This is a genomic window from Klebsiella sp. JB_Kp031 (genome assembly GCF_040064295.1).
Taxonomy (GTDB): domain Bacteria; phylum Pseudomonadota; class Gammaproteobacteria; order Enterobacterales; family Enterobacteriaceae; genus Klebsiella; species Klebsiella quasipneumoniae.
This window is the reverse complement of the sequence record NZ_JBEAJW010000022.1, coordinates 32,149-56,588: the sequence shown is the minus strand read 5'-3', so window position 1 is coordinate 56,588 and position 24,440 is coordinate 32,149. Positions and strand designations below refer to the sequence as shown.

The following is a 24,440-nucleotide window of genomic DNA, read 5'->3' as shown; positions in this document are numbered from 1 at the left end:
GCAGGAAATTATTCTGGTGGAGATATTTAAAGCTAACGCCATCCTGTCAACGGTTATTTATGGTGGGTTTTATCTGCTGCCGGCGGACTTAACGCTCTGTGCGTTCGGCGCGAAGAGCGGTTACCTCCGCAGGCGGTTATGCCCTATACTTGACGCTGATTCAAAACCAGCAACGATAGGTAACTTATGGAAATTGATCTCGACAACCTGGTCTTCAGCGGCCTGGATGAAGCGGAAGAGCGCAACGCGGAGCGTCTGGAAGAAGCGGACAAAAAAGCCCAGGCGATCGTTGCCGATGACGATTGCGGCGACGCCTGCAAAATCTGATTATCAAACCGGCCTGCGGGCCGGTTTTTTTTCCCCACGCCCCCTCAGGTGGGTAAATACCCTTTCAACGTATCCAGCAGCGCCTGCGCCGCCTTCGACAGCGGCAGATGTCCGGCATGGATCGCCCCAACGCACTTTTCAATCGGCGGATCGCTGAGCGGAATGCACACTGCCCCCAGCGAGGTCATCTGCGTTTTGCATAGCGCCGGCACCGCGCTGCCTCCCAGACCGCTGGCTACCATCCTCCCCACCGTCACCAGTTGGTGGCTCTCCAGCGCCACTTCCAGCTGACGCCCGCTGCGCGCCAGCGCCTCCTCCAGCATCAGGCGCACCGCCGAGGGACGCTGGAGGGTGATAAAGTCGAGAGTTAACAGCTCCTGCCAGGTGAGCTTTTTTTTCTTCGCCAGCGGCGATTGCCGGGGAACGATCGCCACGAAGCGGTCCACCGCCAGCGGGGTAAACAGCAGGTTGTGGTTGGGCGATGGCTCGAAAGCGATGCCCATCTCTACCCGCCCCTCACGCACCATCTCGATTACCTGCTCATTGATCACATCATGCACCGTGACGTTCACCCCGGCATAGCGGTCGCGGAAGGCTTTCAGCGCCTCCGGCAGAACGTTGGCGGCGAACGACGGCATCGCGGCGACCGAGATTTTGCCGCGCTGCAGGGTAAAGCTCTGGCGCATCGCCTCCTCAACGTTATCCCAGTCGGCCAGCAGTTGACGGGCCATCGGCAGAAAGAGTTCCCCCTCCTGGGTGAGGGTCACTTTGCGGGTGCTGCGCTGCAGCAGCGCGCCCCCCAGCGCCTCCTCCAACCCTTTGATGGTCAGGCTGAGCGCTGGCTGCGACAGATTCAGCCTTTCGCTGGCGTGGGCGAAATTGAGAGTGTGAGCTACCGCTAAAAACGCGCGTAACTGTTTGACACTCATTCTCATTTTTCATCCTGTTAACTAATTGAAAGAAATTAGTTAACAGGAAATTAATTAAATTTCCAAATGAGTGAGTCACAAATTCAAAATTATCAAATCAGTCGCCCGCGCCAATGATAAGGGTATCGCAAGGCAGGAGAGACAAGATGGCAGGACTGGATAAACGCGTCGCCAGCTACGAAGCGGCGCTGGAAGGGTTAACGGACGGCATGACGCTGCTCGCCGGCGGCTTCGGCCTGTGCGGTATACCTGAGAATTTGATCGCCGAGGTGAAGCGTCGCCAGGTGAAGGGGCTGACGGTGGTTTCCAACAACTGCGGCGTCGATGGCTTCGGTCTCGGCATGCTGTTGGAGTCGCGCCAGGTCAGCAAGGTAGTGGCCTCTTACGTCGGGGAAAACGCGCTGTTTGAACAGCTGGTGCTGAGCGGCGAGCTGGCGGTAGAGCTCACCCCGCAGGGAACGCTGGCGGAAAAAATCCGCGCCGGTGGCGCCGGGATCCCCGGCTTTTACACCGCCACCGGCTATGGCACGCCGGTCGCCGAAGGCAAAGAGGTGCGCCAGTTCGACGGTAAAAATTACATTCTTGAACAAGCTATTCGCGGCGATTTCGCCCTCGTGAAGGGCTGGAAGGCTGACTGGTACGGCAATGTGGTTTATCGCCATACCGCACAGAATTTCAACCCGCTGATGGCCACCGCCGGGCGCATTACGGTGGTGGAGGTAGAAGAGATTGTGCCGCCGGGCGAACTGCCGCCCTCCGCCATTCACACCCCGGGGATCTATGTCGACCGGCTGATCGTCGGGCAATTCGAAAAACGCATTGAACAGCGCACCCTGCGCGCCGGAGGGCACTGAGATGTTAACCCGCGAACAAATGGCGATGCGCGTCGCCCAGGAGCTGCGCGACGGCGACTACGTCAACCTCGGGATCGGTATCCCGACGCTGGTGGCCAATTACATTCCCGCCGGCATTGAAGTGATGCTCCAGTCGGAGAACGGCCTGCTGGGGATGGGCGAGTTTCCCGATGAGCAAACTCTCGACGCCGACATGATCAACGCCGGCAAACAGACCGTCACCGCGCAAACCGGGGCGGCGATCTTCGATTCGGCCCAGTCGTTCGCCATGATCCGCGGCGGCCACGTCGATCTTACGGTTCTTGGCGCCTTTGAGGTCGACGTCGCAGGGAATATCGCCTCGTGGATGATCCCCGGAAAAATGGTCAAGGGGATGGGCGGCGCCATGGACCTGGTGGCCGGCGCGCAGAACATCATCGTGGTGATGACCCACGCCTCAAAGAACGGCGAATCCAAACTGCTGCCGCAGTGCACCCTGCCGCTCACCGGCGTGGGCTGCATTCGCCGGGTGCTCACCGACCTGGCCCTGCTGGACATTGTCGACGGGGCGTTTGTCCTGCGCGAAGTGGCCCCGGGGGTCAGCCCCGACGAGGTGATACGTAAAACGGCGGGACGGCTGATCGTCGCCGACGACGTGCGCGAAATGCGCTTCAGCTAAGGAGAGACCATGACCGATATTGCCATTGTTGCTGCCGTACGCACCCCGGTCGGCAGCTTTCGCGGCGCCTTCGCCCCGCTTTCCGCCGTCGACCTCGGCGCGGCAGTGGTGCGCAGCCTGCTTGAACGCTGCCAGCTGCCCGCCGCAGCGGTCGATGAACTGATTTTCGGCCAGGTGCTCACCGCCGGCTGCGGGCAGAACCCGGCGCGCCAGACCGCGCTGCGGGCCGGCCTGCCGGTGGACACTCCAGCGGTCACCGTCAATCTGGTGTGCGGCTCCGGGCTGAAAGCGGTTCAGCAGGCGGTGCAGGCGATCCGCTGCGGCGACGCCGAGATCATTATCGCCGGCGGCCAGGAGAGCATGAGCAATGCTCCCTATCTGATGAATGGCGCCCGAGACGGCCTACGTTTCGGCCATGCCAGCCTGCAGGACAGCATGATCCAGGACGGCCTGTGGGACGCTTTTAACGACTACCACATGGGCATCACCGCCGAGAACCTCGCCGACGCCTTCGACATCAGCCGCGAGCGCCAGGACGCCTTCGCCGCCAGCTCCCAGCGCAAAGCGGCGGCCGCTATCGCCGCCGGACGCTTTCGCGAGGAGATCGTCCCGGTCAGCGTCCCGCAGGGCAAAAAGCCGCCGCGTGTCGTGACCGACGATGAGCAACCGCGCCCGGAGACCAGCGAGCAGCAGCTGGCCCAGCTGCGCCCGGCGTTTCGCCCGGCTGACGGCAGCGTCACCGCCGGGAATGCCTCATCGCTGAACGACGGCGCTGCGGCGGTCCTGCTGATGAGCGTCGATAAAGCGCACGAGCTTGGGCTGCCGGTGCTGGCGCGCATTGTCAGCGCGGCGGTCGCCGGGGTCGACCCGTCGGTGATGGGCATCGGCCCGGTGAGCGCCTGCCGCCAGGCGCTGCAGCGCGCCGGCTGGACGCTGGACGAGGTGGATCTGATCGAAGCCAACGAGGCCTTTGCCGTCCAGGCGCTGGCCGTCGGCCAGCTGCTCGAATGGGACAGCGAGAAGGTCAACGTTAACGGCGGCGCCATCGCCCTTGGCCATCCCATCGGCGCCTCCGGCTGCCGGATCCTCGTCAGCCTGGTGCATGAGATGCAGCGCCGGGGCGCCAGCAAAGGGCTGGCCACCCTGTGCGTCGGCGGCGGACAGGGCATCGCCATGACCCTTCAACGTTAACAGGAGCCACTATGTTTACACCACGCCTGGCGGTACTCGGCGCCGGACTGATGGGCGTCGGCATTGCCTGCCATTTCGCCCGTTACGGTCACCCCGTCCGCCTGTATGACACCGATCCGCAACGTCTCGCCGAGGTACCCACAGTAGCCGGGGCGATCCTGCGCGAGCTGGAGGCGAGCGGTCAGCAGGATCCCGCCGACCGCGACGCCGTGCTGAGCCGTTTAACCCCTACCCCGGCGCTGCAAGCGCTGGCGGACGCCACGCTGCTGATTGAAGCGATCCCCGAACAGCTGGGGCTGAAGCACGCCCTGTATGCCGAACTGGAAACGCTGATCGCCGACGAGGCGATTATCGCCAGCAACACCAGCGGCCTGCCGCCGGATCAGCTGGCGCAGGGCATGCGCCTCCCGGAACGGCTACTGATCGCCCATTTCTGGCATCCGCCGCACCTGATCCCGCTGGTGGAAGTGGTGCCCGGGAGCGCCACCCTGCCTCATCTGGCGCGCCAGGTGAGCGACTTTTGCGCCGCCTGCGCGCTGGAAGCGGTGGTGCTCAACCGCGCCGCGCCGGGCTTTGTCGGCAACCGGCTGCAGTTCGCCCTGCTGCGCGAAGCGCTGCATATCGTCCACAGCGGCATCGCGTCCCCGGAGGTGGTGGACCAGGTGATGCGCGCCTCGCTGGGCCGCCGCTATGCGATGGTCGGCCCGCTGGAGGCAGCGGACATGACCGGCCTGGCGACGGTCCAGGATATCTGCCAGCACTTGCTGCCGGAGCTGGCCAGCGGCACCGAGATGATGTCGCTGGTGGCGGAGAAAGTAGCGCGAGGCGACACCGGCGCCCGCAGCGGGCAAGGCTTTTACCGCTGGGACGAGGCCCGGCGCCAGCGCATCCAGTCGCGCCGGGAACACCAGCTGCGCTTCGCCCTGAAACCCTAGTATCTCGTTCTGTACCCCTACAATAACAATGAGAGTGAGACGTCGTGATGAGTGTGATAATAGCCCTGGCCGCGCTGGCATTACTGATGCTGGCAGCCTACCGTGGATACAGCGTGATCCTCTTTGCGCCGATCGCCGCCCTCGGCGCGGTGCTGCTCACCGACCCGGGCGCGGTCGGCCCGGCCTTTACCGGCCTGTTTATGGAAAAAATGGTCGGCTTTGTGAAGCTCTATTTCCCGGTGTTTCTGCTGGGCGCGGTATTCGGCAAGCTGATTGAGCTGTCGGGATTCTCGCGGTCGATTGTCGCCGCCGCCATCCGCATCCTTGGACGCCGCCATGCGATCCCGGTGATCGTGCTGGTGTGCGCCCTGCTGACCTACGGCGGGGTATCGCTGTTTGTGGTGGCCTTTGCCGTCTACCCTTTCGCCGCCGAGCTGTTTCGCCAGAGCGGGATCCCCAAACGGCTGATCCCAGCCACCGTCGCCCTCGGGGCCTTCTCGTTTACCATGGACGCCCTGCCCGGCACGCCGCAGATCCAGAATATTATTCCCACCAGCTTCTTCGGCACCAACGCCTGGGCGGCCCCGTGGCTGGGGCTTATCGGCTCGCTGTTCATTATCCTCTTCGGTTTGCTGTGGCTGGAGCGCCAGCGCCGCAAAGCGCAGGCCAGCGGCGAAGGCTATGGGACCGACCTGCAAAATGAGCCGGAGACCCCGGATGACATCAACCTGCCGCATCCGCTGATCGCTATCGCCCCGCTGCTGCTGGTGGGGGTGCTGAATCTGCTGTTTACCCACTGGATCCCGCAGTGGTACGGCGCCAGCCATGAGCTCACCCTCCCGGGTCTGGCGAAGCCTGTGGTCACCGAGGTGGGGAAAATCACCGCCATCTGGGCGGTACAGGCGGCGCTGCTCTCCGGCATTGTGCTGGTACTGGTCTGCGGCTACCGCAATATTCGCGGCCGGCTGGCAGAAGGAAGCCGGACGGCGGTGGGCGGGGCTATTCTCGCGGCGATGAACACCGCCTCTGAGTATGGCTTCGGCGCGGTTATCGCCGCCCTGCCGGGTTTCCTGGTGCTGTCGAAAGCCCTCGCGGCTATTCCCAATCCGCTGTTAAACGAGGCGATCAGCGTCACGGTGCTGGCCGGGATCACCGGCTCGGCCTCCGGGGGAATGAGCATTGCCCTGGCGGCGATGTCCGAGACCTTTGTCGCCGCCGCCCACGCCGCCAATATTCCGCTTGAGGTCCTGCACCGCGTCGCCGCCATGGCCAGCGGCGGCATGGATACCCTGCCGCATAACGGGGCGGTGATCACCCTGCTGGCGATCACCGGCCTGAGCCATCGCCAGGCCTACGGCGGCATTTTCGCCATCACGGTGATCAAAAGCCTCGCGGTACTGTTTGTCATTGCCACGTTCTATGTGACCGGCATTGTCTGAGACCCGACTGAAGGAGAAATATGATGAATTTAAACGGTAAAACAGCGCTGGTCACCGGCTCCACCAGCGGCATCGGCTTAGGGATCGCCAAAGTGCTGGCGCAGGCAGGCGCCCAGCTGGTGCTCAATGGCTTCGGCGACAGCAGCCACGCCCGGGCTGAAGTCGCCGCGCTGGGCAAGATCCCCGGCTATCACGACGCCGACCTGCGCGACGTCGGGCAGATCGAGGCGATGATGCGCTATGCCGAAAGCACCTTCGGCGGCGTCGATATCGTGATCAATAACGCCGGCATCCAGCACGTGGCCCCGGTGGAGCAGTTCCCGGTGGACAAATGGAACGACATCATCGCGATCAATCTCTCCAGCGTCTTCCACACCACTCGCCTGGCGCTGCCGGGCATGCGCCAGCGCAACTGGGGGCGCATCATCAACATTGCTTCAGTGCATGGCCTGGTGGCGTCGAAAGAGAAATCGGCCTATGTCGCCGCCAAGCACGCGGTGGTCGGCCTGACCAAAACCGTGGCCCTGGAAACCGCGCGCAGCGGCATCACCTGCAACGCCATCTGCCCCGGCTGGGTGCTGACTCCGCTGGTGCAGCAGCAGATCGATAAGCGCATCGCCGAGGGGGTCGACCCGGAGCAGGCCAGCGCCCAGCTGCTGGCGGAAAAGCAGCCCTCCGGGGAGTTTGTCACCCCGCAGCAACTGGGCGAAATGGCGCTGTTTCTGTGCAGCGACGCCGCCGCCCAGGTGCGCGGCGCGGCGTGGAACATGGACGGCGGCTGGGTGGCGCAGTAAGCCGCAGGCGTCGCGAAGATCAGAACATCGCCAGAAAGCGTTTCACCGTGCGCGAGCGCTCGAAGCGCCGCCAGGCGATGGCGATATCGGTCTTCAGCGGCGCCCCGCTGAGCGGGTGATAGCTGACGTTCGGCTGCTGGATGCAGGTCATTGACTGCGGGACCAGCGCGAAGCCGAACCCGGCATTGACCATGCTCAGCGACGACGAAATCTGCGACGACTGCCAGGCGCGCTCCATATCGATGCCGGCGCGCAGGCAGCTGTTGTACACCAGCTCATACAGCCCCGGAGCCACTTCCCGCGGGAAGAGGATCGGCGCCACGTCGCGCAGCTGCTCCAGGGCCAGGGTCGGCTGCGTCGCCAGCGGGTTATCGCGCGGCAGCGCGATAACCATCGGCTCCTCATCGATAATCCGCAGATTAAAGGCCTTACTGCTCTCGCACGGCAGACGGACGAAGGCAATATCCAGCTCGGCCTCGCTCAGGGCGGTCATCAGATTGGCCATGTTGTCTTCCATCTGGTGCAGGGTCACCCCGGGGTGGTCGAGCTGAAAGCGGTGCAGCAGCGTGAAGATTTGCGGGTGGAAAGCATCAGAACTGGTAATGCCTAGCGACAGGCTGCCGTTCATCCCGCGGGCAATGCCCTTGGCCTTCTCCAGCGCCGCATCGCTCATGGCGAGGATCTGACGGGCATCCTCATAGAACGACTCACCGGCCTCGGTGAGCTCCACCCCGCGGGTCAAACGCCGAAATAGCGGAGTCCCCACCTCGCGCTCAAGCCGCTGAATTTGCTGACTTAACGGAGGCTGTGAAATACCCAGTTCCTTGGCAGCCTGGGTGAAGTGCCGCGTCCTGGCGACGGCGACAAAATAGCGAAGATAACGAAGTTCCATATCGAAAACGTCTCAAACCAGCATGGTTTCTATATTGGAACTGCGAGCTGAATCGGGTCAACATTTATTTAACCTTTCTTATATTTGTTGAACGAGGAAGTGGTATATGAATCATTCTGCTGAATGCACCTGCGAAGAGAGTCTATGCGAAACCCTGCGGGCGTTTTCCGCGCAGCATCCCGAGAGCGTGCTCTATCAGACATCGCTCATGAGCGCCCTGCTAAGCGGGGTTTACGAAGGGAGCACCACCATCGCCGACCTGCTGAAGCACGGCGATTTCGGTCTCGGCACCTTTAATGAGCTGGACGGGGAGCTGATCGCCTTTAGCAGTCAGGTCTATCAGCTGCGGGCCGACGGCAGCGCGCGCAAAGCGCAGCCGGAGCAGAAAACGCCGTTCGCGGTGATGACCTGGTTCCAGCCGCAGTACCGGAAAACCTTCGACCACCCGGTGAGCCGCCAGCAGCTGCACGAGGTGATCGACCAGCAAATTCCCTCTGACAACCTGTTCTGCGCCCTGCGCATCGATGGCCATTTCCGCCATGCCCATACCCGCACCGTGCCGCGCCAGACGCCGCCGTACCGGGCGATGACCGACGTCCTCGACGATCAGCCGGTGTTCCGCTTTAACCAGCGCGAAGGGGTACTGGTCGGCTTCCGTACCCCGCAGCATATGCAGGGGATCAACGTCGCCGGGTATCACGAGCACTTTATTACCGATGACCGCAAAGGCGGCGGTCACCTGCTGGATTACCAGCTCGACCACGGGGTGTTGACCTTCGGCGAAATTCACAAGCTGATGATCGACCTGCCCGCCGACAGCGCGTTCCTGCAGGCCAATCTGCATCCCGATAATCTCGATGCCGCCATCCGTTCCGTAGAAAGTTAAGGGGGTCACATGGACAAACAGTATCCGGTACGCCAGTGGGCGCACGGCGCCGATCTCGTCGTCAGCCAGCTGGAAGCCCAGGGGGTACGTCAGGTGTTCGGCATCCCTGGCGCCAAAATCGACAAGGTATTCGACTCACTGCTGGATTCCTCCATTCGCATTATTCCGGTACGCCACGAAGCCAACGCCGCGTTTATGGCCGCCGCCGTCGGGCGCATTACCGGTAAAGCCGGCGTGGCGCTGGTCACCTCCGGCCCGGGCTGCTCCAACCTGATCACCGGTATGGCCACCGCCAACAGCGAAGGCGACCCGGTGGTGGCCCTGGGCGGCGCGGTGAAACGCGCCGATAAAGCCAAACAGGTCCACCAGAGTATGGATACGGTGGCGATGTTCAGCCCGGTGACGAAATACGCCGTCGAGGTGACCGCGCCGGACGCGCTGGCGGAAGTGGTCTCCAACGCCTTCCGCGCCGCCGAGCAGGGCCGCCCGGGCAGCGCTTTCGTCAGCCTGCCGCAGGATGTGGTCGATGGCCCGGTCAGCGGCAAAGTACTGCCGGCCAGCGGGGCCCCGCAGATGGGCGCCGCGCCGGATGCCGCCATCGACCAGGTGGCGAAGCTTATCGCTCAGGCGAAAAACCCGATCTTCCTGCTCGGCCTGATGGCCAGCCAGCCGGAGAACAGCGCGGCGCTGCGCCGTTTGCTGGAGGCCAGCCATATTCCGGTCACCAGCACCTATCAGGCCGCCGGGGCGGTGAATCAGGATAACTTCTCTCGCTTCGCCGGCCGGGTCGGGCTGTTTAACAACCAGGCCGGGGACCGTCTGCTGCAGCTCGCCGACCTGGTGATCTGCATCGGCTACAGCCCGGTGGAATATGAACCGGCGATGTGGAACAGCGGCAACGCGACGCTGGTGCATATCGACGTCCTGCCCGCCTATGAAGAGCGCAACTACACCCCGGACGTCGAGCTGGTGGGCGATATCGCCGGCACCCTCAACAAGCTGGCGCAAAATATCGATCGCCGGCTGGTGCTCTCCCCGCAGGCGGCGGAGATCCTCCGCGACCGCCAGCACCAGCGCGAACTGCTGGACCGCCGCGGCGCGCAGCTGAATCAGTTTGCTCTGCATCCGCTGCGCATCGTTCGCGCCATGCAGGATATCGTCAACAGCGACGTCACGCTGACCGTGGACATGGGCAGCTTCCATATCTGGATTGCCCGCTACCTGTACAGCTTCCGCGCCCGTCAGGTGATGATCTCCAACGGCCAGCAGACCATGGGCGTCGCCCTGCCCTGGGCCATCGGCGCCTGGCTGGTCAATCCTGAGCGCAAAGTGGTCTCCGTCTCCGGCGACGGCGGCTTCCTGCAGTCGAGCATGGAGCTGGAGACCGCCGTCCGCCTGAAAGCCAACGTGCTGCACCTGATCTGGGTCGATAACGGCTACAACATGGTGGCCATCCAGGAAGAGAAAAAATATCAGCGCCTGTCCGGCGTCGAGTTCGGGCCGATGGATTTTAAAGCCTATGCCGAGTCCTTCGGCGCCAAAGGATTTGCCGTGGAAAGCGCCGAGGCGCTGGAGCCGACCCTGCGCGCGGCGATGGACGTCGACGGCCCGGCGGTGGTGGCCATTCCGGTGGATTATCGTGATAACCCGCTGCTGATGGGCCAGCTGCATCTGAGTCAGATTCTGTAAGTCATCACAATAAGGAAAGGAAAATGAAAAAAGTCGCACTTGTTACCGGCGCCGGCCAGGGGATTGGTAAAGCTATCGCCCTTCGTCTGGTGAAGGATGGATTTGCCGTGGCCATTGCCGATTATAACGACGCCACCGCCAAAGCGGTCGCCTCGGAAATCAACCAGGCCGGCGGCCGCGCCATGGCGGTGAAAGTGGATGTCTCCGACCGCGATCAGGTGTTCGCCGCCGTCGAACAGGCGCGCAAAACGCTGGGCGGCTTCGACGTCATCGTCAACAACGCCGGCGTAGCGCCGTCCACGCCGATCGAGTCCATTACCCCGGAAATTGTCGATAAAGTCTACAACATCAACGTCAAAGGGGTGATCTGGGGCATTCAGGCGGCGGTCGAAGCCTTTAAGAAAGAGGGGCACGGCGGGAAAATCATCAACGCCTGCTCCCAGGCCGGCCACGTCGGCAACCCGGAGCTGGCGGTGTATAGCTCCAGTAAATTCGCGGTACGCGGCTTAACCCAGACCGCCGCTCGCGACCTCGCGCCGCTGGGCATCACGGTCAACGGCTACTGCCCGGGGATCGTCAAAACGCCGATGTGGGCCGAAATTGACCGCCAGGTGTCAGAAGCCGCCGGTAAACCGCTGGGCTACGGTACCGCCGAGTTCGCCAAACGCATCACCCTCGGTCGGCTATCCGAGCCGGAAGATGTCGCCGCCTGCGTCTCCTATCTTGCCAGCCCGGATTCTGATTACATGACCGGTCAGTCATTGCTGATCGACGGCGGGATGGTATTTAACTAATAAAAAATAAGCTCTGACATGGCTTGCCCCTGCTTTCGCGCGGGGGCTTTTTTGGGTTTGAGTGTAAGCATTCCGGTGAAACGAACCCTCTATTGATTAGGTAGAGTCCGCTCCTGGCACTCAGGGGACTTTAACGACGTAGACGATGCTTCAGGGAACTTGTCATTATAAGTTCTTACTGCTTATTTGCGGGACCGCCGTCTGATTTGGGTTGGATCTTGACGACTAATCTTTGCGCTTTTCCTGGTTTCCCCTTTTCAAAACGCCATTTTTTCATCATTTTATCAATGATTTGATGTTCCAACTCCGGAGTCGTTGTCGATTCAAGTATCTTTACATTCTGAACTCTGCCATCTGAATCCACATCGTACTGAAGCCGCAGGAAACTCGGCAGTAGGTTTCCGTTCTTATCACGAGTGGTAATTGATGTGTTTGCAGAGGAAATGCTGCCTGAAGGTGTGCTGGCGCTGGCCTCTGTGCCGGCGCAGAGTGCCAGGAACAATGGCAGAATCAGAGTGAAAAGTCTGATAGCTTTCATAAATCGTCCGAACTCCAAAATTAATCATGAATCTTCACGTTACCAACGGCGCGAGTGACAGGTTACCAGCTGAGATGATCAGTGAATACCGCGTCTTCAGTAGCAATCACGTTGACCTCCTGACCAGGCGTTTCGTACTACATCCATTCCCGATGACGTTTCGCTATCAGGACAAGTGGGCGCTGAGCGACTAAATCAACGATTCTTATGCCAGCTGTCAGCAGCACTATCCGGTTCGCCAGGGAACATGGCCGAGCTAACACCCCCAAGTGATTAGCATTTATTCGCGTCCCGCGCTGAAGACCTTTAGCTAATCCTTTTTAACTTCGGTGCTCGGGATCTCCAGCGCTTGCAACGTTAAGAGGGTGTTCTCCGCGGGCTTAGCGGCAGCTTGCTGCTGATGCTAAGGGGGAGATTCTTCAGTCATTCCTGCGACACCTGGAGATTAACCCGGAAGCGGCTGAGCATAGCGCCAGCAGGGAGAATCCCGGAGAGCGATGCGTGAGACCTTATCCCGGCTACGCTATGGGGCCGCTCTTGTGCCGTATTTCTGCCGGGTGGCGGCTGCGCCTTACCCGGCCTACAAAAACTCGCTAACTGACTGGCTTGCGCCGCGTTGAGTGGTACCTTGTGATGTCAGCGCTTTCCGCTCCTGGCATCAAGCGGACAAACCAGGTGAACACAGGTCCGCCATAAGCGAGGAGCGGAAGTTTGCAACTCTCACAACTACGTTACTAACATTGAGGTGTCGTAATCAACGGAGAGCAGGTCAAAGTCATTTTAGCTGCTTCAAGGGATAAGAGTTCGTGGTACTGGAACCGTCACTATAGAGCTCGGAAATAATTATTTTTTTACCATCAATAGAATATTTGACTGTACTGTCCGCAGGATCATCCCGCCAGCGACCGGTGCTGTCAGGGTTATCAGATGCCCACATAACCTTATCACCTATAAGTTTGCACTTTATTGCCCAACGGGTGCCATCGTTCTGTCGGATATAATGTACGTAGGCAATACCTGATTCAACTTTATCCAGTTGCATGATCTTATGGTCACGGCCAAACATCGCAGCAGAAGTAGCCTTGCAAATCTGACCTACCGTGACTTCAGAAGCCTGTACCGGCGCAGTAAACACCAGCGGAAAAAGAAGTAAAAGTTTTTTCATACGGCTCAATCCATTTTGTTTATTTTCAGGGATAACGTTAAATGTATATGTCGGCAATCTAAAGCGTTTCTTGACGCTAATTTAGTGTTGCAATTGCAGGACTGATTTTAGTCCCTAGCGTAATCTCAAGCTCTACCTGATTGCCAGCTTGACTACTTTGACGCGCTCCCCGTTGCACCACACAGAATGTTGTTAACTACTTCCGCACTTGGGCACGGAAGAAATTCATGCTAAGCAAGGTCCGGACGGTGCAAAGAGCGGACGTTAATTTTGAAGCTTTTAAGATCTATCTGCAGTGGTTACTGGGTATAGTGATCATTGCGATTAGACAGCGAACTACTATCCCAGGAGATTTATAGACATTTCCATGCAGCGCAGTTCAGCCTGCGCCAAGGCAGAGGGATACATGCTTTCCTGCATAAGTTTGAAACCATGCTTCTCATAAAAAGTCTGGGCATTAGGTGTTGAGGACAAAGTCAATTGCTCAAATCCACGTTCACGAGCTTCACCTTTGATGGCTTCAATAATCTGACTACCTAACCCTTTACCTGTATAACGAGGTAACGTAAATACAGCCTCAATACTTCCTGTAGATAGATCAAGATAGCCTGTAGCTAATAGTCTGCCATCAGCAGCAATAACGAAAAAAGGATTCGCTACAATGACATTCCTGTAGCTTTCAGGCATTTTTTCCGGTGTCCAGGCTGCAATAACCGCATCATCATAACTATTCTTACAGCCGTAACGTATAGCCTGATTTCGAATGTTCCAGCATTCTTCTGCCTCTACAGGCACAGCAAGTCTGATCTTCATAGCTTTTCCTTGTACGTTTTCTTCTGCGAGCTATTTACATCTACCATAAAAGTTCTAAAGCATACCCATCAAATTTGAGTGAGGCGACAATGTCCGCTCTTGGCACACAGCAGACGTGAAATTCTGCAATAGCATTCGTACCATACAACATCGAGTAGCTTCAGAATGCCGCGTCTGCGGCATGACAGCGCCAGATGATGTGCATGTGACAGTCCAGCCAAATGGCGCCGAAGGCCCGGCGCAGCCGGTTGTCGGATTATAAATGCTGCCGGTCCCCCTGCCCTGATTAGACTTAACTCGCGTTCCCTCTGAAGACCCTTTTAAACTCGTTAATCGAGTTTTACCACGCTTGCGACGGAAAGAGGGGTGTTCTCCGCAGCCTAAGTGGCAGCTTGCTGCTGACGCTTAGGAGGATGTACCTCAGTGATGCCAACTACACCTGGGACCCTGGCACGCTAGCGGCTAAGCGTAGCGCCAGCAGAGAAAATCCCGGATGGCGGCGCATGGCGCCTTATCCGGGCTACGCTGTTGTGCCTTAATTGTGCCGGGTGGCGCTTCGCTTACCCGGCCTACAAAGGCTGCCCGCGATTTGGCGCTCTATTCGCGCCCTTCGTAGGCCCGCGCAAGCGCAGCGCCGCCGGGCAAGGACAGCGGGCATGGAGCCGATTTTGTGCCGGGTGGCGGCTGCGCCTGACCCGGCCTACAAAACTTACCCGGCCTAAAAAACCAGGGCTGCCCGTACCGTCCTCGCGGCAGACCCCACGTTCAGCGCCGCCGGGCAGTTACTGCGCCTGCTGCTGCGCCTGCGCCAGTTGGCGGACGATCGCCTCGCGCCGCGCATCCCCTTCCGGCAGCCGGGCCAGCAGCGCCTGCAGGGCGGCCACGGCTTCGGGGTAATCTTCATTACGCACCGCGCTCAGGGCCAGCATCTCCAGCACCGGCAGGCTGTTCGGCTGCCGCTGATGCAGGTCACGCAGCAGCAGCTCGCCCATCCGAACCTGACCGCTATCTCCCGCCCGCACCAGCGCGCTGGCGTAATCGAAAGCCGCCGCCGGGTCATCCGCCGCCAGAGCATGCGCCCGGCCAAAGGCGCCGATCGCCGTCTCGCCATCGTTTAACAACAGGCCCAGCCGTCCAAGCAGCTGCCAGCCGGGGAGGTCATTCGGGGTATCCTGCAGGTGGCTGCGCAGGCCAAGCCGCAGCTCCGCCAGCTCATCCATTCGCAGCGGCGCCGCCGTCGGGTCCTTAACCTGCTGCAACAGCGCAGGATAATGCCGTTCAGCCTGCTGCCAGAGCAGCACCTGGCCGATATCGCTGGTTTTCAGATACAGGCCCAGACTCAGGACTACCAGCAGCAGCGCCCCCGGAAGCAGCGCCCAGCGGCTTAGCGGCCGTTCGCCAGGCTGTGCCTGGGGCGGGATATCGGTCAGCAGCGTGCGCTGCAGCTCGACGACCAGCGCCGGGTTGTCCTCGCCGCGCTCCTGCGTCAGCTCCTGCAGGCGCGACTGATACAGGGCGCGGTTGAGGGTATCGCGGTCCACCGCCCCGTTGCCCGTCCATGGGTAATAAAGCAGTCCCAGCGCGCCAGCCAGCAACAGCCCGGCGATAACCACCAACAGGCTCATCGTTCTTTTCCTTCTTTCAATAATTCCGCCAGCCGCTGGCGCTCTTCAGCGCTGAGCGCCGCGTCAGGGATGTCGCGACGACGCGCGCGGGCGACAATCATCCCGGCGCCCGCCAGCACGAACAGCCCCGGCCCCAGCCACAGCAGCACCGTGCCCGCGGTCAGCGGCGGCTCGTAGCTGACAAAATTGCCGTAGCGGGCCACCATATAGTCAACGATCTGCCCTTTCGTTTTCCCCTGCTGCATCAGTTCGTACACCTTCTGCCGCATATCGGCGGCAATCATCGCGTTCGAGTCGGCGATGCTGTTGTTCTGGCATTTCGGGCAGCGCAGCTGGGAGGTGATCTCGCGAAAGGCCTGCTCCTGGGCCTCATCCTTAAACTGCCAGGTATCGATGGCGGCCCACGCCTGGCCGGTCAGCATCAGCGCCAGCAGGATGCCCATTACCCCTCTCATCAGCCCGCCCCCCGGTTGTATTGATTCCACAGCGGCTGGAGCTCCTCGCGCCACACCCGTTCGTTCAGGTCGCCGGCGTGCCGCCAGCGGATGATGCCCTGACCGTCGATAAGAAACGTCTCCGGCGCGCCATAAACCCCCAGATCCAGGCCGAGCATGCCGTTGCCGTCGTACAGGCTCAGCCTGTACGGATTACCCAGGCGCTGCAGCCAGCTCATCGCCTTCTGCCGATCGTCTTTGTAGTTCATCCCCACCACCCGCACGCCCTGCTGCGCCAGGCCGTTGAGAAACTGATGCTCGGCGCGACAGGTTGGGCACCAGGTGGCCCAGACGTTGAGCAGCAGCGGCTTGCCGTCAATCAGCGTCCGCCGGTCCAGCGTCTGACCGGGGGTATTCAGCGCTTCAAGGCGAAACTCCGGCAGCGGTTTGCCGATCAGCGCCGACTCGAGGGTCGTCGGGTCGTCGCCATCGGCGTTGCGCATCAGCTGCCAGAACAGCGCAGCGGCCAGCGCCAGAAACAGCGCCAGCGGGATAAACAGCAGCTTCCGGTTCATGAGGCCTCCTGCAGCTTCTTACGCATCCGATAGCGCGGGTCGAGCATGCAGCACAGACCGCCGAGGGCCATCAGCACCCCGCCGTACCAGATCCAGCGAACGAACGGTTTGTAGTACAGACGTACCGCCCAGCTGCCGTCGCTCAGCTCTTCCCCCAGCGCGGCGTACAGATCGCGGGTCAGCCCGCCGCTGATCGCCGCCTCGGTCATCATCATCCGGCTGGCGGTGTAAAAGCGTTTCTCGGCATACAGCGTCGCTTCCGGGCGTCCGCTATGGGTCACGGCGATAATGCCTTCGCCGCCGGTCCAGTTGGGGCCGACGATATTGCGCACGCCGTTAAACACAAAGTGATAGCGATGGATATCGATACTGTCGCCGGGGCGCATCCGTACATCGCGCTCCACGCTGTAGTTCTGGCTAAAAGTGATGCCGATAACGGTCACCGCCACGCCGACGTGACCGAGCACCATCCCCCACTGGCTGCGGGTCAGCGTCCGCAGGCCGCGCCAGAAGCCGTGGCGATGAGTGGCCCGTTCGTGAACCTCCAGCAGGGCGAAGATCAGCACCCACAGGGCCATCATCAGGCCAATGACCGCCATGGCGGTGATACGGTCCTGTAGCAGCCACGGCAGCGCCAGAGAAAGTGACAACGTCACCAGCAGAGCGATAATCAGGCGCTTAATCTGCCTGGCGATGTCATCGCGCCGCCAGCGGATCAGCGGTCCCAGCCCCAGCAGCAGCGCAAACGGCGCCATCAGGGCGGTGAACATGGTATTGAAGAACGGCTCGCCGATGGAGATGCTGCCGAGGCCCAGCTCCTTATGCACCAGCGGCAACAGCGTCCCGAGGAGCACCACCAGCATCGCGGCCATCAGCAAAATATTGTTGCCAAGCAGGAACGACTCGCGCGACCACAGCGTATGTTCCACCCGCGCCCGCACCCGGCCGCCCTTCAGGGCGTACAGCAGCAGCGACCCGCCGATGGCGACAATCAGCAACGCCAGGATAAACAGCCCGCGCGATGGATCCGAGGCGAAGGCATGCACCGAGACCAGCACCCCGGAGCGCACCAGGAAGGTGCCCAGCAGGCACAGGGAGAAGGCGGCGATGGCCAGCAGCACCGTCCAGGCGCGGAAGCTGCCCCGCTTCTCGGTCACCGCCAGGGAGTGCAGCAGCGCGGTGCCCACCAGCCACGGCATAAACGAGGCGTTTTCCACCGGGTCCCAGAACCACCAGCCGCCCCAGCCCAGTTCGTAATAGGCCCACGCCGAGCCCAGCACGATGCCGAGAGTGAGGAACATCCATGCCGCCTGGGTCCAGGGACGCGACCAGCGCGCCCAGGCAGTATCCAGCCGGCCCGCCAGCAGCGAGGCGATGGCGAAGGCGAAAGCCACCGAGAAGCCGACGTAACCCATATAGAGGATCGGCGGATGAAAAATCATGCCGATATCCTGCAGCAGCGGATTAAGGTCGCGGCCGTCAATGGGGTACTGCGGCAGGCCGCGGCTGAACGGGTTGGAGGTAAAGAGGATAAACAGCAGGAACCCCAAGGCGATCATCCCCATCACCGCCAGCACCCGGGCGACGGCGTCGAGCGGCATCCGTCGGCTGAAGAGGGCGACGGCGAAGGTCCAGACGCTGAGCAGCAGAACCCACAGCAGCAGCGAGCCCTCATGCGCCCCCCAGGTCGCCGCCACCCGATACCACACCGGCAGCGCGCTGTTGGAGTTTTCAGCCACGTAGCGGACGGTAAAGTCGTTGACCACGAAGGCGTGCACCAGCAGCAGGAAGGCGCCGCCGATACAGGCGAACAGCCCGCAGGCCAGCGGCCGGGCAAGGGCCATCAGCCGCCGGTCCTGCCGCGCCGCGCCCCACAGGGGATAGACGCTCAGGAGCAGCGCCAGCCCCGCCGCCAGACACAGTAAAAAGTTGCCCAGCTCCGGCATCATGGCTGCGCCCCCGTTTTCTCCGGCGTCATGGCGTTTTTCACCTCCGGCGGGGTGTAATTTTCATCATGTTTGGCCAGCACCTGCTGGGCGGTAATATGCCGCTCGCCGTCCAGTACGCCCTGGGCCACCACGCCCTGCCCTTCACGAAACAGGTCCGGCAGAATGCCCTTATAGCTGACGTCCACCACCCCGCGGGCGTCATACAGCTTAAAGCGCAAGTCGAGGGTTTGCGGGTCGCGCTGCAGGGAGCCCGGCTGAACGTAGCCCCCCACTCGCAGGCGCTGCCCGGTATGAGGTAGCGCCCGGGTTTCCGTTTTGCCGTAGATAATTTCCCCCGGGGTGTAAAACAGATCGATATTGCTGCTCAGGGCGTACAGCGTCAGGCTGACAGTGAGCCCAAGTCCGGCGAGCACCGCCAGCACGATATACAGCCGGGTTTTACGACGCGCTTGCATCCGCGGCCTCCTTGTCATGTTCGCGGGCAGCCGCGATCCGCCGCTCGCGCGCCTGCTGGCGTCGCACTTCATGGAATAGCGCCCGCCGCGCCCACAGGGTGTGCACCGTCAGCAGGCCAAAGGCGGCGACGGCCACCGCCACCGCCAGCCAGACGTACAGGGCATAGCCGCCCATATTCAGGAAGGCGGCGAAAGACGAAAAGGCGGGACTCATCGGACGGCTCCTTTGTTAGCCAGCGCCACCACCCACGGTCGACGGCGCTCCAGCTGGAGTATCAGGTTACGCAGGCGCATCAGGGTCAGGGTGACCGACAGCGCGAGGAAAGCAAAGATACAGATCCGCAGCGGCAGACGCATGCTCGGGTCGATGGTTTGCTGCAGGTTGGTCGAACCCTGGTGCAGGGTATTCCACCAGTAGACCGAGTAATGAATGATGGGCAGATTGACCACCCCGACCAGCACGAGGATCCCCGCTGCGCGCCCGGCAAGCCGCCGGTCGTCAAAGGCGTGCCACAGGGCGATGACCCCGGCATACAGAAACAGCAGCACCAGCTCCGAGGTCAGACGGGCATCCCAGATCCACCAGGTCCCCCACATTGGCTTGCCCCACGCCGCGCCGCTGACCAGCGCCACCAGGGTGCAGACCGCCCCCACCGGTGCCAGGGCGGCAATCGCCAGATCGGCCATTTTGATCTGCCAGACCACCCCGATGAAGGCCGCGACGGCCATCGCCAGGTACAGCCCCATCGACCACATCGCCGCCGGGACATGAAGATACATGATCCGGTAGCTTTCCCCCTGCTGATAGTCCGCCGGGGCGAAGCCAAATCCCCACCCCAGACCGATGACCAGCAGCAGCGCGCTCAACGCCGCCAGCCAGGGGATCCAGCATCCGCACAGGCGGTACAGCCGCTCGGGGATCGCCAGTTGATGTAACGCTTTCCACATAGACGCTTACTCACACGGTTTTGATGGCCGCGCCCACAGGCGCAGCGAATTATTGCACGGTCAGCCGCAGCGCGGCGGCGGTGGCGAACGGACACAGGGTGGCGCTGGCGGTTAAGAACGCCGCCAGCATCGCCAGATAGCCGCCGACCGGGAGCCCGGCGGCGGCGGCCTGGCAGGCCGCGGTGGCGAAAATCAGCAGCGGCACCGCCAGCGGCAGCACCAGCAGGCTCAGCAGGACGCCGCCGCGCTTCAGGCCGACCGTCAGGCCAACCCCCACCGCGCCGAGAAAACTGAGCGTCGGGGTGCCGAGCAGCAAGGTCAGCGCCAGCACGCCGGCATCGTGCACGCTCATCCCCAGCAGCAGCGCCGCCAGCGGAGAGACGATCAGCAGCGGCAGGCCGCTCATCATCCAGTGGGCGACCACCTTCACCAGCACCACCGCCACCAGCGGCGTCGGCAGAAGCAACAGCTGCTCCAGGGAGCCGTCCTGCCAGTCGTCACGAAACAACCGTTCCATCACCAGCAGCGCCGCCAGCAGCGCGGCGACCCACACCACGCCCGGCGCAATCTGCGCCAGCAGCTGCGGCGCGGCGCCGACGCCGAACGGAAACAGGGTGATGACGATCAGAAAGAACCAGAGCGGATTGAGGATCTCCGCCCCGCCGCGCCACGCCAGGCGCAGTTCCCGGGCCAACAGCGCCCGGATCATTGCCACCTCCCGTCGCCGCCGCCGAGGCGCAGGGTGCGCAACGGGCAGCGCAGCGGCCGCAGCGGCTGGTGGGTGGTGAGGATCGCGCTTCCCCCCTGCCGGGCGTGCTGCTCCAGGCGTCGGGTCAGGGTTTCCATCGCTGTGGCGTCGAGGGCGGTGAACGGCTCATCGAGGATCCACAGCTGCGCGTCGGTTAACCACAGGCGGGTCAGCGCCACCCGGCGCTGCTGCCCGGCGGAGAGCTGGCTCAAGGGGAGATCTTCATAGCCCGCCAGGCCGACGGCGGCGAGGGCGCGTTCCCGCTGCTGAAGGCGGCTGGCCGGAAAGAAGAAACGCAGGTTTTCATCGGCGGTCAGCGCCGCGTTAACGCCGGGCTTATGGCCCAGCCACAGCAGCTGACGATGAAATGACTCCCGGACCTTCGCCAGCGGCTGGCCCTGCCAGCTCACCCCGCCGCTTTCCGGGCGCGCCAGGCCGCAGAGGATCCGCAGCAGCGAGGTTTTCCCCGCGCCGTTATCACCGGCGACCTGCAGCAGCTCACCGGCAGCAAGGGACAGCGTCAGCTCCGCAAACAGCGGTCGATCGTCAACGATGCAGGTCAGTCGCTCTGCATGCAGCATGAAGGCAAACTCCTTGATTCAGACAGTATTTTACGTCCTGGCTAAGTATGGGTTGCGCCGCGTGGGCGACGCAACCCTGACGGTTACTGTCCGGCCCCCGGCAGCTTCGAGATATCAGCGTTGCCTAACGCCTTCTCATCGTGCGCCGCGGTCTCCTTACGCACCTTCGCCACATCGCTGGCGCTGACCGCCGGCGCGTTGTTGCCCCAGCTGGTGCGGATGAAGTTGACCACATCCGCCACCTGCTGGTCGTCCAGACGCCAGCCGAACGATGGCATGGTCAGGTTGGAGACCGCGTCTTTCACCGCCGGCGTGGTGCTCCCGGTCAGAACGATATGGATAAGCGAAGTGGCATCTTCGGTCTGCACCACCGGATTGCCCTTCAGCGACGGGAAGGCGCGTTTATAGCCTACGCCGTCGGTGCGGTGGCAGGCGGCGCAGTTATCGACGTACAGCGCGGCGCCGGTTTTGCTGTCGTTACCCTTCCACAGATCTTTCGCCACGCTGTCTTCCACCGGGGCTGGGGTCTGTTTGCCGCCGCGCGGCGGGAGCGACTTCAGATAGCGGGCGATGGCGGTGATGTCGTCATCAGAAAGATACTGCAGACTGTGCTCCACCACATCGCTCATGCCGCCGAAGACCACCGATTTATCGTTACGTCCGGTTTTCAGGAACTCGGCCAGCTCGGCTTCGCTCCAGGTCCCCAGACCGTCGCGGTTTTCGCCGCGCAGGCTGGAGGCAACCCAGCCGTCAATCGGCGCATTGCTGCCCGCCAGGTAATCATCGCCTTCGCTTTCGCTGAGCGCTTTTTCCTGCATCGTCAGGCTACGCGGGGTATGACAGGCGCCGCAGTGGCCCAGGCCTTCCACCAGATAGCGGCCGCGCTCCAGCACCGGGTCAACCTGCGGGTTGGCGACAAAGTCGCTCGGCGTCGGCGCGAAGATGCCGCGCCAGAACGCCAGCGGCCAGCGCATCGACAGCGGCCACGGGATGTCGGTGTCCTTGTTGGCGACATTCACCGGCTCCACGCCGTGCATAAAGTAGGCGTACATGGCGCGCATGTCCGCTTCGCTGATCCGTGCGAACGAGGGATACGGCATCGCCGGATAGAGTGTGGAACCATCTTTCCGCACGCCCTTGCGCACCGCGTCGTCGAACTCTTCGAAGGTGTACCCGCCAATGCCGTGTTCTTTATCCGGCGTGATATTGGTGGAGTAGATGGTGCCGATCGGCGTCTCCATCGGCAGACCGCCGGCGAAAGGTTTGCCCGCTTTGCCGTTGGTGTGGCAGGCGACACAGTCCCCCGCCCGCGCCAGATACTCCCCTTGCTTAATCAGATTGCTGTCCACAGGCGCCTCTTCGGCGAAGGCCGCGCAGCTCAATGCCCCAAGCACCAGGGCCGATAACCATTGCATTTTCATCATCTGCCTTCCTTTATGCCTGCACCAGGGGACCCGGATTTTTCAGATACTGCTCGCGGATCGCCTTCGCTGACCAGTAGGCCAGCGCGGCCACCGTGCCGGTTGGGTTATAGCCCAGCCCCTGCGGGAAAGCGGAGGCGCCGATGACGAAGACGTTATGCACGTCCCAGCTTTGCAGATAACGGTTAACGGCGCTGGTTTTCGGATCCTCCCCCATCACCGCCCCGCCGTTCATATGGGTGGTCTGGTAGGTGGTGGTATCAAAGTGGCTGTTGGCGTTTTTCGGGCTGCCGAGGATATATTTCGGCTTCATCGCTTTGGCGATCGGCGCCATCTTATCGAACATAAACTGCGCCATCTTGATGTCGTTTTCCTGCCAGTCGAAGGTCATGCGCAGCAGCGGCTGGCCAAAGACGTTTTTGTAGTTCGGATCAAGATCGAGGTAGTTCTGCCGATAGGACTGGTGCGCGCCGTGGGCATCCATCGACAGGTGATGGGTGTAGGTATCGGCCACCGCCGCTTTCCACTTGCTGCCCCACGCCGGGGTGCCCGGCGGTACCGGGAAACCGGAGATGGGCTTGGTCCCGGCCTGGTTGACCCAGAACGGCGAACCGCCGACAAAGCCGGCCGCGCCGTGGTCGAAGTTGTCGGCGTTGAAGTCGTCGACGCCGACGCCGTTGCCGCCCGCGCCGATAAACGGGTTGGTATAAGTGTCTTTGTCGAAAATGGCCTTGATGGTGGTCATGTTCTGGTAGGCGAAGTTACGCCCCACCACCCCTTCGCCGGTCTCCGGATTGTACGGTTTACCGATCCCGGAGAGCAGCATCAGGTGCACGTTATGGAACTGGAAGGCGCCGATGATCACCAGGTCCGCCGGCTGCTCCATTTCGCGCCCCTGGCCGTCGACGTAGGTCACGCCGGTGGCGCGGGATTTGTCGTCGGTCAGGTTGACCTTCAGCACGTTGGCGTTGGTCCGCAGCTCAAAGCGTTTTTCCTGGCGCAGCGCCGGCAGGATGTTCACGTTCGGCGAGGCTTTAGAGTACATGTAGCAGGCGTAGCCGCTGCAGAAACCGCAGAAGTTGCACGGACCCATCTGCGCGCCATAGGGGTTGGTATAGGAGTCGGAGGTGTTGGCCGACGGCAGGTTGTAGGGATGGTAACCCACCTCGAGCGCCGCTTTTTCAAACAGCTGCGCTGACCAGGTGTTTTTCTGCGCCGGCAGCGGGAAGTCGTCTGAGCGGTCCGGGGCGAAAGCGTTGCCGCCGCGGCCTTTACCGACGACCTTGCCTTTGATCGACCAGGCGGTCCCGGAGGTGCCGAACACTTTCTCCGCTTTATCGAAGAACGGTTCCAGCTCGTCGTAGGTGACGCCGAAATCCTGGATGATCATATCCTGGGGAATGAAGTTTTTGCCGTAGCGCTCTTCATAGTGGCTGCGCATCCGCAGTTCGATGGGATCGACGCGGAAATGGACGCCGGACCAGTGCAGCCCGGCCCCACCCACGCCGGTACCCGGCAGGAAAGCCGCCAGCTGGCGATACGGCACCGCCTGCTGGCTGGTGTTATGGCGGATGGTGACGGTGCTTTTCGACAGATCCTGGAACAGCTTGCGGCGGATGTTGTAGGTCAGCTCATCAATCACCTGCGGATAGGCGCCGTCCGGCCAGGTGTCGCGCATCGGGCCACGCTCCAGCGCCACGACGTTGAGCCCGGCTTCGGTCAGCTCTTTGGCCATGATCGCCCCAACCCAGCCGAAGCCGACGATCGCGACATCGGTTTTTTTCAATACGGTGGCCATGA

The 24,440-nt window shown here is 61.8% G+C and carries 26 protein-coding genes; 10 read left to right on the top strand and 16 right to left on the bottom strand.

Annotated features, from left to right (window positions below; genetic code table 11):
* Positions 1-186: 186 nt before the first annotated feature.
* A complete protein-coding gene (locus ABLV64_RS07515) occupies positions 187-327 on the top strand; it encodes a hypothetical protein (RefSeq protein ID WP_002908189.1) in 141 nt (46 codons plus the stop codon).
* 44 nt (positions 328-371) lie between these two features.
* Here ABLV64_RS07515 and ABLV64_RS07510 read toward each other — a convergent pair whose 3' ends face one another.
* A complete protein-coding gene (locus ABLV64_RS07510) occupies positions 372-1,262 on the bottom strand; it encodes a LysR family transcriptional regulator (RefSeq protein ID WP_048295005.1) in 891 nt (296 codons plus the stop codon).
* 140 nt (positions 1,263-1,402) lie between these two features.
* On the opposite strand from ABLV64_RS07510, the gene ABLV64_RS07505 reads away from it, so the two are divergent.
* The 6 genes from ABLV64_RS07505 to ABLV64_RS07480 are packed head-to-tail and all read left to right on the top strand — an operon-like array spanning position 1,403 to position 7,127.
* Entirely contained in the window at positions 1,403-2,110 is a 708-nt protein-coding gene (locus ABLV64_RS07505; RefSeq protein WP_004202983.1) for a CoA transferase subunit A, read from the top strand.
* A gap of 1 nt (position 2,111) precedes the next feature.
* A complete protein-coding gene (locus ABLV64_RS07500; RefSeq protein WP_017899571.1) occupies positions 2,112-2,768 on the top strand; it encodes a CoA transferase subunit B in 657 nt (218 codons plus the stop codon).
* 9 nt (positions 2,769-2,777) lie between these two features.
* Entirely contained in the window at positions 2,778-3,959 is a 1,182-nt protein-coding gene (locus ABLV64_RS07495; RefSeq protein WP_348843228.1) for an acetyl-CoA C-acetyltransferase, read from the top strand.
* 11 nt (positions 3,960-3,970) lie between these two features.
* Complete coding sequence (locus ABLV64_RS07490; protein ID WP_348843226.1) at positions 3,971-4,894, top strand: 3-hydroxyacyl-CoA dehydrogenase family protein; 924 nt, start codon at positions 3,971-3,973, stop codon at positions 4,892-4,894.
* A 44-nt stretch (positions 4,895-4,938) separates the two neighbouring features.
* Positions 4,939-6,333, top strand: coding sequence for a GntP family permease (locus ABLV64_RS07485; protein ID WP_196531944.1), 1,395 nt, complete (start codon positions 4,939-4,941; stop codon positions 6,331-6,333).
* A 23-nt stretch (positions 6,334-6,356) separates the two neighbouring features.
* On the top strand, positions 6,357-7,127 hold the full coding sequence (locus ABLV64_RS07480) for a 3-hydroxybutyrate dehydrogenase (RefSeq protein ID WP_004202988.1): 771 nt from the start codon (positions 6,357-6,359) through the stop codon (positions 7,125-7,127).
* Positions 7,128-7,146: 19 nt separating this feature from the next.
* Here the strand turns inward: ABLV64_RS07480 and ABLV64_RS07475 are convergent, their stop codons facing one another.
* Positions 7,147-8,019, bottom strand: coding sequence for a LysR family transcriptional regulator (locus ABLV64_RS07475; RefSeq protein ID WP_004145376.1), 873 nt, complete (start codon positions 8,017-8,019; stop codon positions 7,147-7,149).
* Positions 8,020-8,125: 106 nt separating this feature from the next.
* Between ABLV64_RS07475 and budA the strand changes: the two genes are divergently transcribed.
* From budA to ABLV64_RS07460, 3 genes are read left to right on the top strand one after another with little or no spacing between them, the layout of a single operon-like run.
* Positions 8,126-8,905, top strand: coding sequence for an acetolactate decarboxylase (gene budA / locus ABLV64_RS07470; RefSeq protein WP_002908205.1), 780 nt, complete (start codon positions 8,126-8,128; stop codon positions 8,903-8,905).
* A gap of 9 nt (positions 8,906-8,914) precedes the next feature.
* Positions 8,915-10,594, top strand: a complete 1,680-nt coding sequence (gene alsS / locus ABLV64_RS07465; RefSeq protein WP_004202990.1) for an acetolactate synthase AlsS — start codon at positions 8,915-8,917, stop codon at positions 10,592-10,594.
* A gap of 23 nt (positions 10,595-10,617) precedes the next feature.
* On the top strand, positions 10,618-11,388 hold the full coding sequence (locus tag ABLV64_RS07460; protein ID WP_004151179.1) for a (S)-acetoin forming diacetyl reductase: 771 nt from the start codon (positions 10,618-10,620) through the stop codon (positions 11,386-11,388).
* A 175-nt stretch (positions 11,389-11,563) separates the two neighbouring features.
* Here ABLV64_RS07460 and ABLV64_RS07455 read toward each other — a convergent pair whose 3' ends face one another.
* The 14 genes from ABLV64_RS07455 to ABLV64_RS07390 form a co-directional block, all read right to left on the bottom strand.
* Positions 11,564-11,926, bottom strand: coding sequence for a TonB family protein (locus ABLV64_RS07455; protein WP_060656003.1), 363 nt, complete (start codon positions 11,924-11,926; stop codon positions 11,564-11,566).
* Between the two features lie 775 nt (positions 11,927-12,701).
* On the bottom strand, positions 12,702-13,091 hold the full coding sequence (locus tag ABLV64_RS07450) for a hypothetical protein (RefSeq protein WP_136084964.1): 390 nt from the start codon (positions 13,089-13,091) through the stop codon (positions 12,702-12,704).
* Between the two features lie 339 nt (positions 13,092-13,430).
* Entirely contained in the window at positions 13,431-13,904 is a 474-nt protein-coding gene (locus ABLV64_RS07445; protein WP_043519868.1) for a GNAT family N-acetyltransferase, read from the bottom strand.
* A 782-nt stretch (positions 13,905-14,686) separates the two neighbouring features.
* A complete protein-coding gene (gene ccmI / locus ABLV64_RS07440; RefSeq protein ID WP_065904635.1) occupies positions 14,687-15,529 on the bottom strand; it encodes a c-type cytochrome biogenesis protein CcmI in 843 nt (280 codons plus the stop codon).
* On the bottom strand, positions 15,526-15,972 hold the full coding sequence (locus tag ABLV64_RS07435) for a cytochrome c-type biogenesis protein (RefSeq protein WP_163619619.1): 447 nt from the start codon (positions 15,970-15,972) through the stop codon (positions 15,526-15,528). Before ABLV64_RS07435 ends, ccmI begins: the two co-directional genes overlap by 4 nt.
* Before the next feature lie 11 nt (positions 15,973-15,983).
* Positions 15,984-16,538: a DsbE family thiol:disulfide interchange protein gene (locus ABLV64_RS07430; protein WP_004202997.1), complete on the bottom strand. Its 555-nt coding sequence runs from the start codon at positions 16,536-16,538 to the stop codon at positions 15,984-15,986.
* On the bottom strand, positions 16,535-18,487 hold the full coding sequence (locus ABLV64_RS07425; protein WP_049092281.1) for a heme lyase CcmF/NrfE family subunit: 1,953 nt from the start codon (positions 18,485-18,487) through the stop codon (positions 16,535-16,537). Before ABLV64_RS07425 ends, ABLV64_RS07430 begins: the two co-directional genes overlap by 4 nt.
* Positions 18,484-18,942 carry a cytochrome c maturation protein CcmE gene (gene ccmE / locus ABLV64_RS07420; protein ID WP_348843219.1) on the bottom strand — a complete coding sequence of 153 codons (459 nt, stop codon included), beginning with the start codon at positions 18,940-18,942 and terminating at the stop codon, positions 18,484-18,486. Before ccmE ends, ABLV64_RS07425 begins: the two co-directional genes overlap by 4 nt.
* On the bottom strand, positions 18,926-19,156 hold the full coding sequence (gene ccmD, locus ABLV64_RS07415) for a heme exporter protein CcmD (protein WP_004203001.1): 231 nt from the start codon (positions 19,154-19,156) through the stop codon (positions 18,926-18,928). Before ccmD ends, ccmE begins: the two co-directional genes overlap by 17 nt.
* Entirely contained in the window at positions 19,153-19,890 is a 738-nt protein-coding gene (locus ABLV64_RS07410; RefSeq protein ID WP_017899584.1) for a heme ABC transporter permease, read from the bottom strand. The genes ccmD and ABLV64_RS07410 overlap by 4 nt, the downstream gene beginning before the upstream one ends.
* A gap of 49 nt (positions 19,891-19,939) precedes the next feature.
* Complete coding sequence (ccmB, locus tag ABLV64_RS07405; protein ID WP_348843217.1) at positions 19,940-20,599, bottom strand: heme exporter protein CcmB; 660 nt, start codon at positions 20,597-20,599, stop codon at positions 19,940-19,942.
* On the bottom strand, positions 20,596-21,219 hold the full coding sequence (gene ccmA / locus ABLV64_RS07400) for a cytochrome c biogenesis heme-transporting ATPase CcmA (protein WP_048324535.1): 624 nt from the start codon (positions 21,217-21,219) through the stop codon (positions 20,596-20,598). The genes ccmB and ccmA overlap by 4 nt, the downstream gene beginning before the upstream one ends.
* A gap of 83 nt (positions 21,220-21,302) precedes the next feature.
* The gene (locus ABLV64_RS07395; RefSeq protein ID WP_017899587.1) at positions 21,303-22,643 is read right to left on the bottom strand and encodes a cytochrome c; all 1,341 of its coding nucleotides are present in this window, start codon (positions 22,641-22,643) and stop codon (positions 21,303-21,305) included.
* A 10-nt stretch (positions 22,644-22,653) separates the two neighbouring features.
* Complete coding sequence (locus tag ABLV64_RS07390) at positions 22,654-24,438, bottom strand: GMC family oxidoreductase (protein ID WP_002908285.1); 1,785 nt, start codon at positions 24,436-24,438, stop codon at positions 22,654-22,656.
* Between the last annotated feature and the right edge of the window lie 2 nt (positions 24,439-24,440).